This window comes from Glutamicibacter mishrai (genome assembly GCF_012221945.1).
Classification (GTDB): domain Bacteria; phylum Actinomycetota; class Actinomycetes; order Actinomycetales; family Micrococcaceae; genus Glutamicibacter; species Glutamicibacter mishrai.
In genome coordinates this window covers 1,849,112-1,864,430 of record NZ_CP032549.1, presented here as the reverse complement: position 1 = coordinate 1,864,430, position 15,319 = coordinate 1,849,112, and the positions used below count along the sequence as shown (strand labels likewise).

Annotated in this window: 14 protein-coding genes and 1 rRNA gene; 1 reads left to right on the top strand and 14 read right to left on the bottom strand. The window is 63.6% G+C overall.

Annotated features, from left to right (window positions below):
• Positions 1–169 precede the first annotated feature (169 nt).
• Positions 170–1,695 (bottom strand): 16S ribosomal RNA (locus D3791_RS08795).
• A 447-nt stretch (positions 1,696–2,142) separates the two neighbouring features.
• On the opposite strand from D3791_RS08795, the gene D3791_RS08790 reads away from it, so the two are divergent.
• On the top strand, positions 2,143–3,096 hold the full coding sequence (locus tag D3791_RS08790) for an NAD(P)H-dependent flavin oxidoreductase (RefSeq protein ID WP_172511937.1): 954 nt from the start codon (positions 2,143–2,145) through the stop codon (positions 3,094–3,096).
• Positions 3,097–3,099: 3 nt separating this feature from the next.
• Here D3791_RS08790 and panC read toward each other — a convergent pair whose 3' ends face one another.
• The 13 genes from panC to dacB form a co-directional block, all read right to left on the bottom strand.
• Positions 3,100–3,972 carry a pantoate--beta-alanine ligase gene (gene panC, locus D3791_RS08785; protein ID WP_172511936.1) on the bottom strand — a complete coding sequence of 291 codons (873 nt, stop codon included), beginning with the start codon at positions 3,970–3,972 and terminating at the stop codon, positions 3,100–3,102.
• A gap of 4 nt (positions 3,973–3,976) precedes the next feature.
• Positions 3,977–4,843: a Rossmann-like and DUF2520 domain-containing protein gene (locus D3791_RS08780; RefSeq protein ID WP_172511935.1), complete on the bottom strand. Its 867-nt coding sequence runs from the start codon at positions 4,841–4,843 to the stop codon at positions 3,977–3,979.
• A gap of 2 nt (positions 4,844–4,845) precedes the next feature.
• The gene (locus D3791_RS08775; protein WP_172511934.1) at positions 4,846–6,201 is read right to left on the bottom strand and encodes a PH domain-containing protein; all 1,356 of its coding nucleotides are present in this window, start codon (positions 6,199–6,201) and stop codon (positions 4,846–4,848) included.
• Positions 6,198–6,695, bottom strand: a complete 498-nt coding sequence (locus D3791_RS08770; protein ID WP_022874401.1) for a PH domain-containing protein — start codon at positions 6,693–6,695, stop codon at positions 6,198–6,200. Before D3791_RS08770 ends, D3791_RS08775 begins: the two co-directional genes overlap by 4 nt.
• Entirely contained in the window at positions 6,664–7,125 is a 462-nt protein-coding gene (locus tag D3791_RS08765; RefSeq protein ID WP_172511933.1) for a DUF3180 domain-containing protein, read from the bottom strand. The genes D3791_RS08770 and D3791_RS08765 overlap by 32 nt, the downstream gene beginning before the upstream one ends.
• Positions 7,122–7,955 carry a 2-amino-4-hydroxy-6-hydroxymethyldihydropteridine diphosphokinase gene (gene folK, locus D3791_RS08760; protein ID WP_172511932.1) on the bottom strand — a complete coding sequence of 278 codons (834 nt, stop codon included), beginning with the start codon at positions 7,953–7,955 and terminating at the stop codon, positions 7,122–7,124. Before folK ends, D3791_RS08765 begins: the two co-directional genes overlap by 4 nt.
• Entirely contained in the window at positions 7,942–8,844 is a 903-nt protein-coding gene (gene folP, locus D3791_RS08755; RefSeq protein ID WP_172511931.1) for a dihydropteroate synthase, read from the bottom strand. Before folP ends, folK begins: the two co-directional genes overlap by 14 nt.
• An 8-nt stretch (positions 8,845–8,852) precedes the next feature.
• Entirely contained in the window at positions 8,853–9,431 is a 579-nt protein-coding gene (gene folE, locus D3791_RS08750) for a GTP cyclohydrolase I FolE (RefSeq protein ID WP_172511930.1), read from the bottom strand.
• A 9-nt stretch (positions 9,432–9,440) separates the two neighbouring features.
• The gene (ftsH, locus tag D3791_RS08745; RefSeq protein WP_022874406.1) at positions 9,441–11,366 is read right to left on the bottom strand and encodes an ATP-dependent zinc metalloprotease FtsH; all 1,926 of its coding nucleotides are present in this window, start codon (positions 11,364–11,366) and stop codon (positions 9,441–9,443) included.
• Between the two features lie 108 nt (positions 11,367–11,474).
• Positions 11,475–12,026 carry a hypoxanthine phosphoribosyltransferase gene (hpt, locus tag D3791_RS08740; RefSeq protein ID WP_172511929.1) on the bottom strand — a complete coding sequence of 184 codons (552 nt, stop codon included), beginning with the start codon at positions 12,024–12,026 and terminating at the stop codon, positions 11,475–11,477.
• A 49-nt stretch (positions 12,027–12,075) separates the two neighbouring features.
• Entirely contained in the window at positions 12,076–13,017 is a 942-nt protein-coding gene (gene tilS / locus D3791_RS08735; RefSeq protein WP_246241965.1) for a tRNA lysidine(34) synthetase TilS, read from the bottom strand.
• The gene (locus D3791_RS08730; protein ID WP_172511928.1) at positions 13,014–13,934 is read right to left on the bottom strand and encodes a zinc-dependent metalloprotease; all 921 of its coding nucleotides are present in this window, start codon (positions 13,932–13,934) and stop codon (positions 13,014–13,016) included. Before D3791_RS08730 ends, tilS begins: the two co-directional genes overlap by 4 nt.
• A gap of 17 nt (positions 13,935–13,951) precedes the next feature.
• Positions 13,952–15,316, bottom strand: coding sequence for a D-alanyl-D-alanine carboxypeptidase/D-alanyl-D-alanine endopeptidase (gene dacB / locus D3791_RS08725; protein WP_172511927.1), 1,365 nt, complete (start codon positions 15,314–15,316; stop codon positions 13,952–13,954).
• Positions 15,317–15,319: the final 3 nt, after the last annotated feature.

Below are 15,319 nucleotides of genomic sequence, written 5' to 3'. Positions count from 1 at the left end.
CCATGCAGCCACAGCCAGTACCCCACACACACCACACAACCCCACAAAGGATCAATCAGGCATGCATGCTTTCCAGTACTGAGTTCATTGATATTCCACCCATGAGCAACCCACCCGTACCACACTCGGGCACAGACATGGGCAACCATAATAATGGTTAGCTCCTTAGAAAGGAGGTGATCCAGCCGCACCTTCCGGTACGGCTACCTTGTTACGACTTAGTCCCAATCGCCAGTCCCACCTTCGACGACTCCCCCCACACAAGGTGGTTAGGCCATCGGCTTCGGGTGTTACCAACTTTCGTGACTTGACGGGCGGTGTGTACAAGGCCCGGGAACGTATTCACCGCAGCGTTGCTGATCTGCGATTACTAGCGACTCCGACTTCATGGGGTCGAGTTGCAGACCCCAATCCGAACTGAGACCGGCTTTTAGGGATTAGCTCCACCTCACAGTATCGCAACCCATTGTACCGGCCATTGTAGCATGCGTGAAGCCCAAGACATAAGGGGCATGATGATTTGACGTCATCCCCACCTTCCTCCGAGTTGACCCCGGCAGTCTCCCATGAGTCCCCACCACTACGTGCTGGCAACATGGAACGAGGGTTGCGCTCGTTGCGGGACTTAACCCAACATCTCACGACACGAGCTGACGACAACCATGCACCACCTGTGAACCAGCCCCGAAGGGAAACCCCATCTCTGGAGCGGTCTGGCACATGTCAAGCCTTGGTAAGGTTCTTCGCGTTGCATCGAATTAATCCGCATGCTCCGCCGCTTGTGCGGGCCCCCGTCAATTCCTTTGAGTTTTAGCCTTGCGGCCGTACTCCCCAGGCGGGGCACTTAATGCGTTAGCTACGGCGCGGAAAACGTGGAATGTCCCCCACACCTAGTGCCCAACGTTTACGGCATGGACTACCAGGGTATCTAATCCTGTTCGCTCCCCATGCTTTCGCTCCTCAGCGTCAGTAAATGCCCAGAGACCTGCCTTCGCCATCGGTGTTCCTCCTGATATCTGCGCATTTCACCGCTACACCAGGAATTCCAGTCTCCCCTACATCACTCTAGTCTGCCCGTACCCACCGCAGATCCGAGGTTGAGCCTCGGACTTTCACGGCAGACGCGACAAACCGCCTACGAGCTCTTTACGCCCAATAAATCCGGATAACGCTTGCGCCCTACGTATTACCGCGGCTGCTGGCACGTAGTTAGCCGGCGCTTCTTCTGCAGGTACCGTCACTTTCGCTTCTTCCCTACTGAAAGAGGTTTACAACCCGAAGGCCGTCATCCCTCACGCGGCGTCGCTGCATCAGGCTTCCGCCCATTGTGCAATATTCCCCACTGCTGCCTCCCGTAGGAGTCTGGGCCGTGTCTCAGTCCCAGTGTGGCCGGTCACCCTCTCAGGCCGGCTACCCGTCGTCGCCTTGGTGAGCCATTACCTCACCAACAAGCTGATAGGCCGCGAGTCCATCCCCCACCGATAAATCTTTCAACAACCCACCATGCAGTAGGAAGTCATATCCGGTATTAGACCCAGTTTCCCGGGCTTATCCCAGAGTCAGGGGCAGGTTACTCACGTGTTACTCACCCGTTCGCCACTAATCCACCCTGCAAGCAGGGCTTCATCGTTCGACTTGCATGTGTTAAGCACGCCGCCAGCGTTCATCCTGAGCCAGGATCAAACTCTCCATAAAAAACAAAAAGCCACCGAAACCCCTCGGAAAATAAGGGAGAATCAATGAAAAAATCCTGGCGAATAAAAAACACTCAAGAACACTGCACGGGGGTGCAATGCCTCAAGCAAATGTTATGTATTCACCAAATAAAAATAATTCGGTATCAACAAACTTGGCACACTATTGAGTTCTCAAACAACAAACACTCTCGACACCACAACCACCAAAAACCCAGTGGCTGCTTCGCTCCGGAGCAACTTTTCTAGCCTACCATGTTTCGTGATCCGGTCAAAACCGGTCGAAACTCTTCGGTGAAAAGTGATTGGCTGCCGGGTAAACAACTCGTAGATTCCGTGTTGTTTCCGTTCCGGCAACAGATAAAAACTATACAGAGGTTTCCGCGATGTTACAAATCGGGGAGCCGCGTTCTAGGTCACACCAAGAAAGCTGTTCTACTCTGGGCACATGAGCGACCTGCAACGCCTGCTTGGCTACCGTGAACCCATCTTCAACGCACCTATGGCCGGAGCTGCCGGAGGCGCTTTAGCCGCAGCCGTTTCCCAGGCCGGTGGCATCGGAATGATCGGCGTCTCGGGATCACCTTCCACGCAGTGGATTCAGGAACAGGCTGGACATGTTGCCGCCCTGGATACACCTTGGGGTGTCGGCTTCATGGCGTGGTCCCTGGAAACTGACCTATCCCCCCTGGAGAGCTTCCTCGAATTCTCCCCCTCGCTGGTCTCGCTGAGCTTTGGCGATGTCACCCGAGGGGCGGCCTTGGCCCACGAAGCCGGAGTGCTCACCGCCATGCAGATCGGCAACGCGGCAGAACTGGAACGAGCCATGGAAGATGACATCGACATCATCATCGCTCGCGGCGGCGAGGGCGGCGGACACGGGCGCAATGAATCCGGCACCCTGCCGCTATTGCAACTGGCCGCTGCGCAGCAGGTGAAGCCCGTCGTCGCTGCCGGCGGCATCGGCACCGCCCACGGGGTGGCGGCGGTTCTCGCCGCGGGGGCCCAGGCGGCCTGGGTCGGCACCCGGTTCCTCTCTTCCGTCGAGTCTCTGGGACACGAGAACTTCAAGAGCGCCGTGCGCGAAGCCGGAATGGATGACACTACTTATACCCGGGCCTTTGATATCGCCCAGCAGCTTGCTTGGCCTGCCGAATTCGGCGGCCGCGCGCTGCGCAATGAATTCAGCGAGAGCCACGAGGACCTGTCCACGTGGGAGGCCACCAGCGAACTGCGGGAGGAAATGGTGCGGGCCCGCGCCGAAGCGCAGCCGGCCATGGCTCCGGTATATGCCGGCCAGGCGGTGCAGTTCGTGCAAACACCGCAGGCCGCAGCCGAGGTCATGGCCGACTTGGCTGGCTTCCGCCAGATCTTGAGCGAGACCGCCCGGCGCTTCGCCTAGGAGCTAGGCGCTGATCGGCTGGTTGTCGATCAATCGCACCTGGCCCACGGTGGCGGCCACGAGGATCAGGCCCTCGCCGGTGAACGGGGTGTCCTGACAGTTGAAGGCCAGCTCCTGCAAGGTATTGGGGTCAACCACCACGAAGTAGTCCAGCTGGACCAGCGGTTCCATCTGGAATAGCCCGATGGCGTCCTCAATATTCAGCGGCTCGTTGTGTGCGGCGCGGTCGGCGACCAGCCCGATGGCGCGGTGCAGGACCAGGGCCGCTTCCTTCTCCTGATCGCTGAGCAGCGCATTGCGGCTGGAGAGAGCCAGGCCCTTGGCACTGCGCACGATCGGCACCAGGCGCAGCTGCACCGGGTAGTCCAGGTCGGCGACCATGCGGCGGATGAGCACTACCTGCTGGGCATCCTTCTGCCCGAAGTAGGCGCGGTATTCGCCCTGGCGCGGATCGGCCAGGTGCAAGAGCTTGGAGACGACGGCCAGCATTCCATCAAAATGGCCGGGCCGTGAAGCCCCTTCGTAGACCTCTCCCATGCTTCCGGAATGCAGCTGGATCAGCGGGAGTCCGGCGTGGTAGATCTCGTGGGCCTCGGGGGCGAAGATGATGTCGACTCCGGCTTCGCCGGCCAGCTGGGCGTCTTGCTCGAGCTGGCGCGGGTAGCGGGCGTAGTCGTTGGCGTCGTTGAACTGCAGTTCGTTGACGAAGATGGAGATGACGACCAGCTCGTTTTCGTCGCGAGCGGCTTTGAACAGGGAGCTGTGGCCTGCATGCAGGGCTCCCATGGTGGGCACGAAGCCCAATGATCCCGGGTTGGCTTGGGCAATGGCAGCCTTCAGCTCGGCACGGGTTTTAACGATCTTGGGGTTTTTCACGCTTCTATTCTAGAACTCGCAACAGTTCTTCCACCGTGGCCTGGGAGATCAGCCCGCGCTGCGCAGCGCGCAAGGCGGTGGCCCGCGAGAGGCTGCGGTAGGAATTATTGGTTTCGGCCGGATCCCCGGACAGGGCATCGAGGTGGGCTGACACGGTGCCGATATCCCCGCGGGCCACCGGTCCGGTCAACGCTCCGGCACCCGAACGCAGGGCGTTATCGAGGCTGGCATTCATCAGCGCGCGCAGCGTATTGGCGGGGTCCTCAACACCGATGCGGCGCAGGATATCGGCGGACTGCGCGGTGATGGTGTTCAGGTGGTTGGCCGCATGGGCCAGGGCAGCATGGTAGCTGGCGCGGTCGGCCTCGGCGATGACTACCGGTTCGGCCCGCATTTCCACCACGAGGGCCTGGGCCACCGGCAGCATGGCTTCCTCGGCGGTGACCGCGAAGACGCAGTCGGTCAGCCGGGACAGGTCCATGCTCATCCCGGTGAAGGTCATGGCCGGGTGGATGGCCAGGCCGAAGGCCCCGGCGTCGAGGGCCGGCTGCAAAATGGAGGTGCCGTAGCGCCCGGCGGTGTGGGCGATCAGCTGCCCGGGCTGGATGTGGCCGGCGGAGGCCAGGCCGGCGACCAGTTCGCCGAGCACGTCATCGGGCACCGCGAAGAGCACCAGTTCGCTGCGGCGCAGGATCTCTGGCGGATCCAGCAGCGGGGCCTGCGGCAAGAGCGCGTCAGCGCGGACCCGGGAGGCTTCGGAGACGGCGTGGATCCCGGTGATGCGGTGGCCGCTGGCGGCCAGCGCGGCCCCCAGAACGGTGCCGACCTTGCCGGCGGAGATGATCCCGATTCCCAAACGTGGTGCGTCCACTTCTACCTTTCAACCTGGCGTGCTGCTTGGGCCAGGGTAAATTCCGCTGCGATCTGCGCATCAACCTGATGCAGGTAGCCGATGATATTGCCGCCGGCGCAATGCAGGCGGACCCCGGCCAGTTTACGCTTTTGTTCCCACGGGCCCTGCCTGAACTCGGTGCCTTGGACCCGGGAGTGCGGGACAAAGCTGGCGGTGCGTGCCAGCCACCCGTAGCGGGAAATCACCGTGGTGGCGGTGGCCAGGAATCCCTGGTGCTTCCAGGCGCCCGGCGAGAGCTGCCTGGCTCGTGGAGGGGAGCCGATGAACCCGTGCTCGTAGCCGGTGCTCACCGCGGTGGAGAGCACTTCGCGCTGGTTGCCTACGCCGAGATCGGGCAGCAGGATGCCCATGATGCGGGCGACCGATTCGAAATCGCCCACCGGCAGGACCTGAAGGTTGTCCAGGTCGTCGCTTTTTGTGCCCAGCACGTTGACTTCCACCTTGTACCAGCCCAGCAGCCGCCACAAGAGCGGGGCGGTGACCGAGATGGCCTGCACCCGGCCGGTGGGGATCGAGTGCTGGCGGGTATCGGCCAGGCCGTAGCTGATGCGCATGCCGGTATCCGAGGCACTGGCGGTGTAGTTCCAGCCTTGGTTCAGCTGCTTGTAGAACCAGCTGCCGAAGCTGAGCAGGATCGGCAGGACCGCGGCGATGATGCCCTGGATGCCGGACAGCCACAAGATCACGATCACCACGCAGGCCACGAGGCCGATCATCACCGGCAGCTGGAGGAACAGCGATGCCAGCAGCCGGGGGGCGGGCACCTTGGCCATCAACGGTTCGGCCGGTTCGGCACCGGCTTGGGGTGCGGCGGGGTGCGCTGGCGCTTCGGCTGGCTCTTCGGCTAGTTGGCCGGTGGCGCGCTGCAGGATCAGCTGGCGCAGGGCGTGCGCGTCGGTTTTGGACAGGAAGGCCAGGCGCAGCACCGATTCGGAGGAGTCTGCCACGTCGAAGCGCAGTTCGGCCAGGCCCAGGATCCGGGCGAGCAGCGGCTGGGCGATGTCGATGCCCTGCACCTTGTCGATCCGCGCCTGCTTCTGGCTGCGGAAGAGCATGCCGGAGTTCACGTAGACGTGGGTGGCGGTGAGCTTGTAGCGGGTGAAGTACCAGGAGAGGAAGTAGAACACCAGCACCACGAGCAGCGCCGCCCCGGCCAGCACCACCGTCCAGATCAGCCGGTCTCCGGAAAAGCGCTCGGCGAAGGAGAGTTCGTCGGTATTCTGCCAGTAGATGTAGAGCAGGCCGACGATGGCCAGCCAGCCGCGCACGAAGGGGCTGGCTGGATGCACCCGCTGCCAGTTCTCGTCCTGGTTCACAGCATTTTCTCTTCGCCGGCGGCCACCAGGCGTTCACGCAGCGCGTGGCCCTGGGCCTCGGGCAATCCGTACACGTGGGCGGTGGCCCCGGCGCCTGCGGTATTCAGCGTCAGCTGGCACAGCCCATAGCGGCGTTCCAGCGGTCCGCTGTTGACCTCGACATATTGCATGCGCCCGTAAGGGATGACCAGCTGCTTACGCCACATCACCCCGGAGCTCACCACGAAGTCCTCCTCGCGCTCCAGATAGCCCAGGGCGCGGACCTGGCGGCGCAGGATGCGCAGGATCAGCAGGGCGATCACCAGCACGAGCAGCGCCGGGATGATCGCCAGCCATGGCGGCACGCTGGCGCCACTGGCCAGCAGCACGCCCGGGACCAGGCTGGCCAGGAAGATCAATCCCCAGGTCAGTGCCCAGGTGGTGAGCTTGACCTTGAAGTATGCCGGGTCGGCGGGGGTGAAGCTATTCGGTGACCACGGAGTCGTTGGCGTCATCGGTATCCTCCGGAGGTAGCTTGCACAGATGCTGGACAATGTAGCCGATGATCACCATCAGCACCCCGGCGCCGGCCAGCACCAGGCCGCGGGTCAGGGTCGGGCTTTGCCCATTGGCCAGCCAGAGGGTCATGATGGCCGGCACATGCCAGCCGGTGATGACCGCGCCGGCATAGGCCGAGGCCTGGGCCAGCACCAGGGTGCGGGCCGCGGCGATCGGCTCGAAATGGGATTTGCCCAGGGTGGAGCGCTTCACGCGGATGCCGAGGAAGAGGATGACCGCGCAGACCGCGCCCAGGGAGTACAGGGCCGAGTAGTCCAGCACCGGGGCGTAGCGGCCGGCGGCGGTGAGCACCCGCAGGACGATCCAGCCGGCGACGGCACCGATCACCGCGCACCACAGCACCCAACGCAGCTTCAGCTTGCTCATAGCCGGATGATGTCCTTGGTATCGGCGGCTTCGGAGGCCAGGCGGGAGACCAGCTGGCCGTCGAGCACCGCGTCGGGGTCCATCCAGCTCCACGGGGTCAGCACGAATCCGCGGATCGCGGCCCGCGGATGCGGCAGGGTCAGCCGTTCATCATCCAGGCGCAGCTGGTCGTAGGTGATCAGGTCCAGGTCCAAGGTGCGCGCTTCCCAGCGCACCTCGCGGGTGCGGTGGTGCTTGGCCTCGATGCCCTGGCACAGATCCAGCAGCTCGTGGGCCGAGTGGCGCGTGCGCACCTCGATGACCTGGTTGGTGTAATCCGGCTGGTCCGGCGGCCCGCCCACCGGCTTGGTGATCGCCAGCGGCGAGACCTTAAGGATCTCCAGCTCTTGGCCCAGGTCCTTGACGGCTTGGGCCAAGGTGGCCTTCGGGTCGCCGAGGTTGGCGCCCAGGGCGATGATCGCGGTGTGCTGCTTCTGCGCACGGGTCAGCGAGATGGTGACGTCGGTGAAGGGCACCGGGATCGGGGCCTGCGGCTTGTGCACGACCACGTCGATTTGAAGCACGCTGGGGTAGGCGGCGAGGATCGCGTCGGCGATTTCGCTGCCCAGCTTTTCGATCAGGTCCCAGGGGCCGGCCTGGATCTGCTCGACCACCAGCTCGCTGACCTCGCCGTAGTGCACGGTGTCGAGCACATTGTCGCTGGCCGCGGCTCGGGTGATGTCCACGTGCAGCACCACGTCGATGATGAACTTCTGGCCATCGCGCTTTTCATGGTCGAAAACCCCATGGTAGCCGGTGGCAGAAATCCCGTAGATGCTAATGCGATCCATAGGCCTTCACGACTTCGATGGCGTCGCGGCTGCCCACCACGTCATGCACGCGCACGGCCCAGACCTGGTCCTTGGCGGCCAGCACGGTGGTGGCCGCGGTGGCGGTGTCGCGTTCCAGCGGGGGCCGGCTGCTGCCGGATTCGGCCAGCAGCTCGCCCAGGAAGCGCTTGCGGCTGGTGCCGATCAGCACCCGGTGGCCCAGTTCCTCGATGGCATCCAGGTGGCCGAGCAGCGCCCAGTTGTGCTCGGCGTCCTTGGCGAAGCCCAGTCCCGGATCGATGATGATCTGCTCCGGGGCCACTCCCTTGGCGACAAATTCGTCACGCAGGGTACGCAGTTCGCCGACCACCTCGGTGAGCACGTTCTCGTAGTTCGCTTCGGCGACCATGGACTGCGCGGTGCCGCGGCGGTGCATCAGCACGTAGGGCACGCCGGTTTCGGCGATCAGCTCGGGCATGCCCGGCTCATAGGTCAGCCCGGAGACGTCGTTGATGATGTGCGCGCCGGCGTTGATGGCCGCGCGGGCGGTGCCCACGTGCATGGTATCCACCGAAACGATGGCACCGGCCTTCACCAGGGTCTCGATGACCGGGATGATGCGCGAGCGCTCCAGTTCCGGGTCGACATCCTTGGCGCCGGGGCGGGTGGATTCGCCGCCCACGTCGATGATGTCGGCGCCCGAGTACAGCAGCTTCAGCCCGCGGTCGATCGCCACGTCGGCGTCCAGGTACTCGCCGCCGTCGGAGAAGGAGTCTTCGGTGATGTTCAGGATGCCCATGACCAGGGTGCGGTCGGTGGGCAGATCAGCCAGGGTCTTGACCTTGGACTTGCGGATCACGGGCAGGGGGCTGGTGTTCGGGCCGGTGCCCGGGATGGCGCCTAGGGACATAGGGGTTCCTACTTTCCGAGGATCAGGCTCATGGCTTCGGCACGGGTGGCGGTTTCCCGCAGCTGGCCGCGCACCGCACTGGTCACGGTCTTCGCTCCGGGCTTTTGCACCCCGCGCATGGACATGCACATGTGCTCGCATTCGACGACGACGATCGCGCCGGCCGGGTTCAGGTGCTCCACCAGCGAATCGACGATCTGCGTGGTCAGGCGCTCCTGGACCTGCGGGCGGCGGGCGTAGACCTCGACCAGTCGGGCCAGCTTGGACAGCCCGGTGACCTTGCCGCCCTTGCCCGGGATGTAGCCGATATGCGCCGATCCGTAGAAGGGCACCAGGTGGTGCTCGCAGGTCGAGTAGAACGGGATGTCCTTGACCAGGACCATCTCGTCATGCTCGATGTCGAAAGTGGTCGACAGGTGCTCTGCCGCGTCCTGGTGCAAGCCGGCGAAGAATTCCGCATAGGCCTTGGCCACCCGCTTGGGGGTCTCTGCCAAGCCGTCGCGATCGGGATCCTCGCCAATGGCCTCCAGGATCTCGCGGACGGCTGCCGCGATCCGCGGCTGATCGATCTGTTCTAGTTCACTCACGCTTCGATCCTAGTCGGTCGAGGAAGCTGCGCGCTCCTTGGGGCTTAATACCGGGCCATCTGAGTGGACCGGACGCCCCTCATTGCTCAGCCACACATCGCGCACCTCGCGCTTTTGCAGATCGGAGAAGATCTCGGCGATTTCCTTCTGGTTCAGCGTCTCGCGCTCCAGCAGGGCCAGGGCGAGGCGGTCGAGCACGTGGCGGTTGGTCATCAGCGCCTGGTAGGCGTCGTTATGCGCCTGCTCGATCAGCTCGCGCACTTCCTGGTCCACCAGGTGCGCCATTTCGTCGGAGAATTCGCGCTGGGCTCCGCCCATCTGCTGTTCCGCGGCGGAACCGGCCAGGCGCACGGCGCCGACCTTTTCGCTCATGCCGTATTCGGTGACCATCTTGCGGGCCGTGGAGGTGGCCTTCTCGATGTCATTCGAAGCGCCGGTGGATGGATCGTGGAAGACGATCTCCTCGGCCACGCGGCCGCCCATGGCGTAGGCCATCTGGTCCAGCAGCTCGTTGCGGGTCACCGAGTACTTATCGGACTCCGGCACCACCATGGTGTAGCCCAGGGCGCGGCCGCGAGGCAGGATGGTGATCTTGGTGACCGGTGCAGTCTGGTTCATGGCCGCGGCCACCAGGGCGTGGCCGCCCTCGTGGTAGGCGGTGACCTTGCGCTCGTGCTCGTCCATCAACCGGGTGCGCTTCTGCGGGCCGGCCATTACGCGGTCGATCGCCTCATCCAGGGCGCGATCGTCAATCAGGTTGGCGTTGGAGCGCGCGGTCAGCAGCGCGGCTTCGTTGAGCACGTTGGCCAGGTCGGCACCGGTGTAGCCCGGGGTCTTCTTGGCCACGGCGTTCAGATCCACGGTGGCATCCATCGGCTTGCCCTTGACGTGGACCTTGAGGATGTCTTCGCGGCCCTTCAGATCCGGTGCCTCCACCGGGATCTGGCGGTCGAAACGGCCTGGGCGCAGCAGGGCCGGGTCCAGCACGTCCGGACGGTTAGTCGCGGCGATCAGGATGACGTTGGTGGTGGCGTCGAAGCCATCCATCTCAACGAGCAGCTGGTTCAGGGTCTGTTCTCGCTCATCGTTGCCGCCGCCGATGCCGGCGCCGCGGTGGCGGCCAACGGCGTCGATCTCGTCAACGAAGATGATGGCAGGCGAGTTGTTCTTGGCCTGTTCGAACAGGTCGCGCACGCGGCTGGCGCCCACGCCGACGAACATCTCCACGAAGTCCGAACCGGAGATCGAGTAGAACGGCACCTGGGCTTCGCCGGCCACGGCCTTGGCGAGCAGGGTCTTGCCGGTGCCTGGAGGGCCGTAGAGCAGCACGCCCTTGGGGATCTTTGCACCCACGGCCTGGAACTTGGCTGGTTCCTGCAGGAATTCCTTGATTTCGTGGAGTTCTTCCACGGCCTCGTCAGCGCCGGCGACATCTTTGAAGGTCACCTGCGGCATGTCCTTGGTGATCAGCTTCGCCTTGGACTTGCCGAACTGCATGACCTTGGAGCCACCGCCCTGGGAGCGGGCGAGGATGAACCAGAAAATGGCGGCGATCAGCAGGAATGGGATGATCACGCCGAGCATCGAGAGCAGCCAGTTGCTCTGCACCGGCTGGTCGGTGAACTTGCCCGGTTCGGCCTTGGTGATCGCATTGGCGACCTGCTGGGCACGCGCGGTGGAGTAGTAGAAGCTCACCGAGTTGCCCTTGTCGACGCCGTCGATCTTCAACGAGTCGCGCAGCTTCAAATCGACGCGCTGATCCGAGTCGAACATCTTGGCTTCGGTGACATTGCCACTGGTCAGCTGTTGCAGGCCTACCGACGTATCGACCTTCGCAGAGCTATTGCCGAAAACCATCGGCAAAAACAGCACTACGGCCAGGACGCCGAGTACAACCCACATGATCCAGCTATTAAAAAGCTTCTTCGTTTTCATTGATCCGCAAGGCCCCGCGCCTCACGCATCCCCCTCACGCACTGCTCTGGCGTCCGGGTCACGCCACCTTCGATACTTCTCAACGCCAGACCGGCGAAAAAAGTTCCCCTACTGGTAGATATGCGGAGCCAAGGTGCCCACGCAGTCCAGGTTGCGGTACTTTTCCGCGTAGTCCAGGCCGTAGCCCACGACGAATTCATTAGGAATGTCCATGCCGACGTACTTCACGTCGATCTCGACCTTGGCAGCCTCGGGCTTGCGCAGCAGGGCGCAGATTTCCACCGATGCCGGGCCGCGGGATTCCAGGTTGGACTTCAGCCAGGACAGGGTCAGGCCCGAGTCGATGATGTCCTCGACGATCAGCACGTGCTTGCCCATCAGATCCGAGTCCAGGTCCTTGAGGATGCGTACCACGCCGGAGGACTGGGTTCCCGAACCGTAGGAGGATACTGCCATCCAGTCCATGGTCAGGTGCGACTTCAGCGCACGGACCAGGTCGGCCATGATCATCACGGCACCCTTGAGCACACCCACGACGAGAATGTCGCGGCCCTCGTAGTCCTTGTCGATCTGCGCGGCGAGTTCTGCCACGCGAGCCTGGATTTCTTCCTTGGTGTACAGAACATGCGCCAGATCGGCTTTGACTGCAGTGGAATCCACGAGGGTTCTCCTGATTCTAGAGGTGTGGTACTTACCTAGAGTGCCACATTTAGTGATCTGTTGTTGAGCCGGTCCTCGTGAAAACGATCACCGGGCCGCGCCGAAAGGCGCTGATTTTGCCATCCAGTTGCACCGGACCAGCAGATTTGGACTTGGGCCCGCCGATTCCGGCCAGCGCGCACAGCGCCTGTGTTCGCTCATGGCCCACATTTTTCGCGCCGGCTTCGATGGCGAAAAGGCGTAACACTCTGGAGGCCACCGCCACCGGGAGCGTGGAAAGCTCCCGCAGGTTCAGCCCGTGCTGCTCCTTGGCCGTTTGCGCCCACTGGTCGAGGGCATCTGCGTCGGCGGCCGCCAGCGATGCGGTGCGGGCCAGGGCCTCGGGCAGATGCCCGCCGAGCCGCTCAGCCAAAAACGGCAGGATCTCGTGGCGGATCAGGTTCCGCCGGTAGCCGGTGTCGGAATTGCTCGGATCTTCCCAATAGTCGACCCGCGCGTCCTGGCAGATCTCTTCGGTCTGCTTCCGGGACAGATCCAGCAGCGGCCTTCGGTAAGGTCCGCGTTCGGCCGGGATCCCTGCCAGGGATCGGGTGCCCGAACCGCGGATAAGCCCGAGCAGCACCTGCTCAGCCTGGTCATCACGGGTGTGCGCGAGCAGCATCCGCTGGGCGCCGGTGCGGCTCAGCGCCAGCTCGAACTGCTCATAGCGGGCCGCCCGGGCCGAGGCTTCATCGCCGGCAGTCTGCACCGGATAAACCAGCACCGGGTCCAAGCCCAGCTCGCGGCATTGCCCGGCGGCCCGCTGCGCGACCTGCGCGCTGCCCGGTTGCAATCCGTGGTCCACGATCACTGCGCCGAAGGGATCGGGCAGGGTGGCTGCCGCAATGGCCAGGGCCAGCGAGTCCGCGCCGCCGGAGACCCCGATCAGGGTGAGTCCCGGGCCGGAGGCCCGGGCAATGGCGGTGCGGGCCGCGAGCAAAGCCTGGTTCATCGGGTGCGGGCCAGCCAGCGTTCAGGGTGGTCGAGTTCTTCGGCGCTGGGGAACAGTTCCCGGGAGCTGAAGACCTGGTTGAAGCCTTCATAGCCGATCTCGTCCACCACATGGCGCACGAATTTGGCTCCGCGCTTGTACTGCAGGGCCTTGGCATCCAGGCCAAGCAGCTTGCCCAGCAAGGTGGCAAGCACCGACCGGTTTTCGCCGCGTGCTTCAAAGCGCCGGCGGATGGTCTTGATGCTGCCGATGCTGGTCACATCGTTCATCACCACCATGGCGTGGCCTTCGAGCACCGACATGATGCTGGTCAATTCGCTGACTTCCGACTTCATGGATTTCAGACGCTCGCCGAGCTGGTTCATCGACCCTTCATTCTCCAGCGGGCCAAACGCTTCGGCGAGGATGGACTTCATGACCTCGGGGATCCAGGGCGCATGCTCGAACTGCAGGCGGTGGGTCTGCTCGTGGGTGGCGATCCACAGATAAAAATCGCGGGCGTTCAGGTTCAGTTCGCCGCGGATCTGGGTGATGGTCGGTGCGTTGAGCAGCAGTCGCGGGCCGACGAAGGGGTCGAACTGTCCCAGCACCCGGGTGCCCAGCACCGAGAGCACTGCGCCGAGCTCGGCTCCGGCAACCGCGGGAACCATGGTGGGGACGTTGGCCTGTTCGGGCAGCATGGCCGCGAAATTCTGGCTGACGGCCTTGGCCCATCCGGCCCGGTCCACCACCAGGGTCTGCGAGGGCGCGGTGGAGGTCAGCTTGGAGATCTTCTCCGCCTCGATCAGGCCTTCGCCGGCGGCAATGCGCAGTTCCTCGATGATTCGGGCGGCATCTTTTCTGAGGATCTTCGGCCCGGCAGGCATCAGCGTCTTGGCGGCGTTCGCGGCCAGTTTCCAATCAACAACCTGATTCATATGCTGCTCCTGCTCCTTTAGCTCTGGCAGCCGCAACCGCGAATGGCGGCCACTGCTGAGTCGATAATCGGCTTATGCGGTGCGAGTGTTCCGCCAGGTTGATGGGCAAAAATCGAGAAGGCCAGCAAGCGCCCGTCTTGGGTGATGGTCATGCCGGTCAACGTGGCCACCCCGGTCAGCGAACCGGTCTTGGCGCGCACCAATCCCAGTGTGGAGGACTGGCCTAGGCGATTCATGAGCGTGCCGTTATAGCCGGCGACCGGCAGGGAGTAGACCAGTTCGCGCAGTTCCGGCTTGGGGCTGGCGGCCGCCGCGCGCAAGACCGCGGTCAGTGCGGCCGGTGAGATCTTGTTCTGTGCGGCCAATCCGCTGGTATCGGCCAGCTGCGCGCCTTCGGCGCCATGTTCACCGGCCACGGCGGCGACCGCTTCGCCAGCCTGTTCCGGGGCCATGCCGCGTTTGACGGCCACGAGCCGTCCCATGGTTTCGGCGATGTAGTTATCGGAGACCAGCAGCATGTGCTTGATGACTTGGCGCAGGGGCGCGGATTTCACTTCGGTGATCTTCTCACCGCCGTCGTAGGAGCCCCGGCCGCCTTCATTGACCTTGACAGAGGATGAGAGCTCTTTGGCGAAGACCTTGCGGACCTGTTCGGCTGCATCGGATTGGTAAGCGGTGTTGGTGCTTTCGCCGGCGCGGCCTGCGTAGTGCGCGATCGGGTATACCTCGCCGATGTTATTAGAGGTGAACAGCGACTTATCCCAGGCGGAATTGTTGTGGGCGTCGCCGAAGAGAGAATCGTCAAGCCACAGCGAGACTTCGCTGATGCCGTGGGATTCCAGTTCCTTGGCGGTCTGCTCGGCCAGGGTGGCCAGGCCGGCGTAGCCCTTGGGGTGCGCCGGGTCCGACTTCCCATCGCCCAACAGCACATCTCCCCCGCCGCGCAGGATGAGGGTGTTGCCATCAAGCAGAACCGAGGTGGATAGCTGGCTGTCGCCGCCCATGGTTTCCAAGGCGGCCATGGCGGTCACGACCTTCAGGCTGGATGCCGGGGTGCCGTTTGTGTCGGCGTTGCGGTTATAAAGCACCGTCTGGCTGGCGACGTCGACCACCTGCGCATTAAAGCTGGTGCCATCGGAAGTGTCGGCGAGGATCGCATCGAGTTTGGCGGTGAGTGCCGCGGTGTCCGGCGCCGGGGCCTGCGGATCGAGATCTGCCACGGTGACTGGGTCTTTTCCAGCTTGCTGGGCACTGGCCGGGGTGTAGAAAGCTTCGGGTTCGCCGGTGAAGAATCGAGGGGCTAGCACCATGGCCAGAATGACTGCAACCACGGCCAGCACGGCCACCCCTAGCGTAAGCGCGCGTCGGGCGGCAGTGTTCATATG

Bases quoted from the DNA above. Each gene is read 5' to 3' on its own strand.
- D3791_RS08790 (WP_172511937.1), top strand. From the start codon at position 2,143: ATGAGCGACCTGCAACGCCTGCTTGGCTACCGTGAACCCATCTTCAAC.
- D3791_RS08770 (WP_022874401.1), bottom strand. From the start codon at position 6,695: ATGACGCCAACGACTCCGTGGTCACCGAATAGCTTCACCCCCGCCGAC.
- D3791_RS08765 (WP_172511933.1), bottom strand. From the start codon at position 7,125: ATGAGCAAGCTGAAGCTGCGTTGGGTGCTGTGGTGCGCGGTGATCGGT.
- folK (WP_172511932.1), bottom strand. From the start codon at position 7,955: ATGGATCGCATTAGCATCTACGGGATTTCTGCCACCGGCTACCATGGG.
- folP (WP_172511931.1), bottom strand. From the start codon at position 8,844: ATGTCCCTAGGCGCCATCCCGGGCACCGGCCCGAACACCAGCCCCCTG.
- ftsH (WP_022874406.1), bottom strand. From the start codon at position 11,366: ATGAAAACGAAGAAGCTTTTTAATAGCTGGATCATGTGGGTTGTACTC.
- tilS (WP_246241965.1), bottom strand. From the start codon at position 13,017: ATGAACCAGGCTTTGCTCGCGGCCCGCACCGCCATTGCCCGGGCCTCC.
- D3791_RS08730 (WP_172511928.1), bottom strand. From the start codon at position 13,934: ATGAATCAGGTTGTTGATTGGAAACTGGCCGCGAACGCCGCCAAGACG.
- dacB (WP_172511927.1), bottom strand. From the start codon at position 15,316: ATGAACACTGCCGCCCGACGCGCGCTTACGCTAGGGGTGGCCGTGCTG.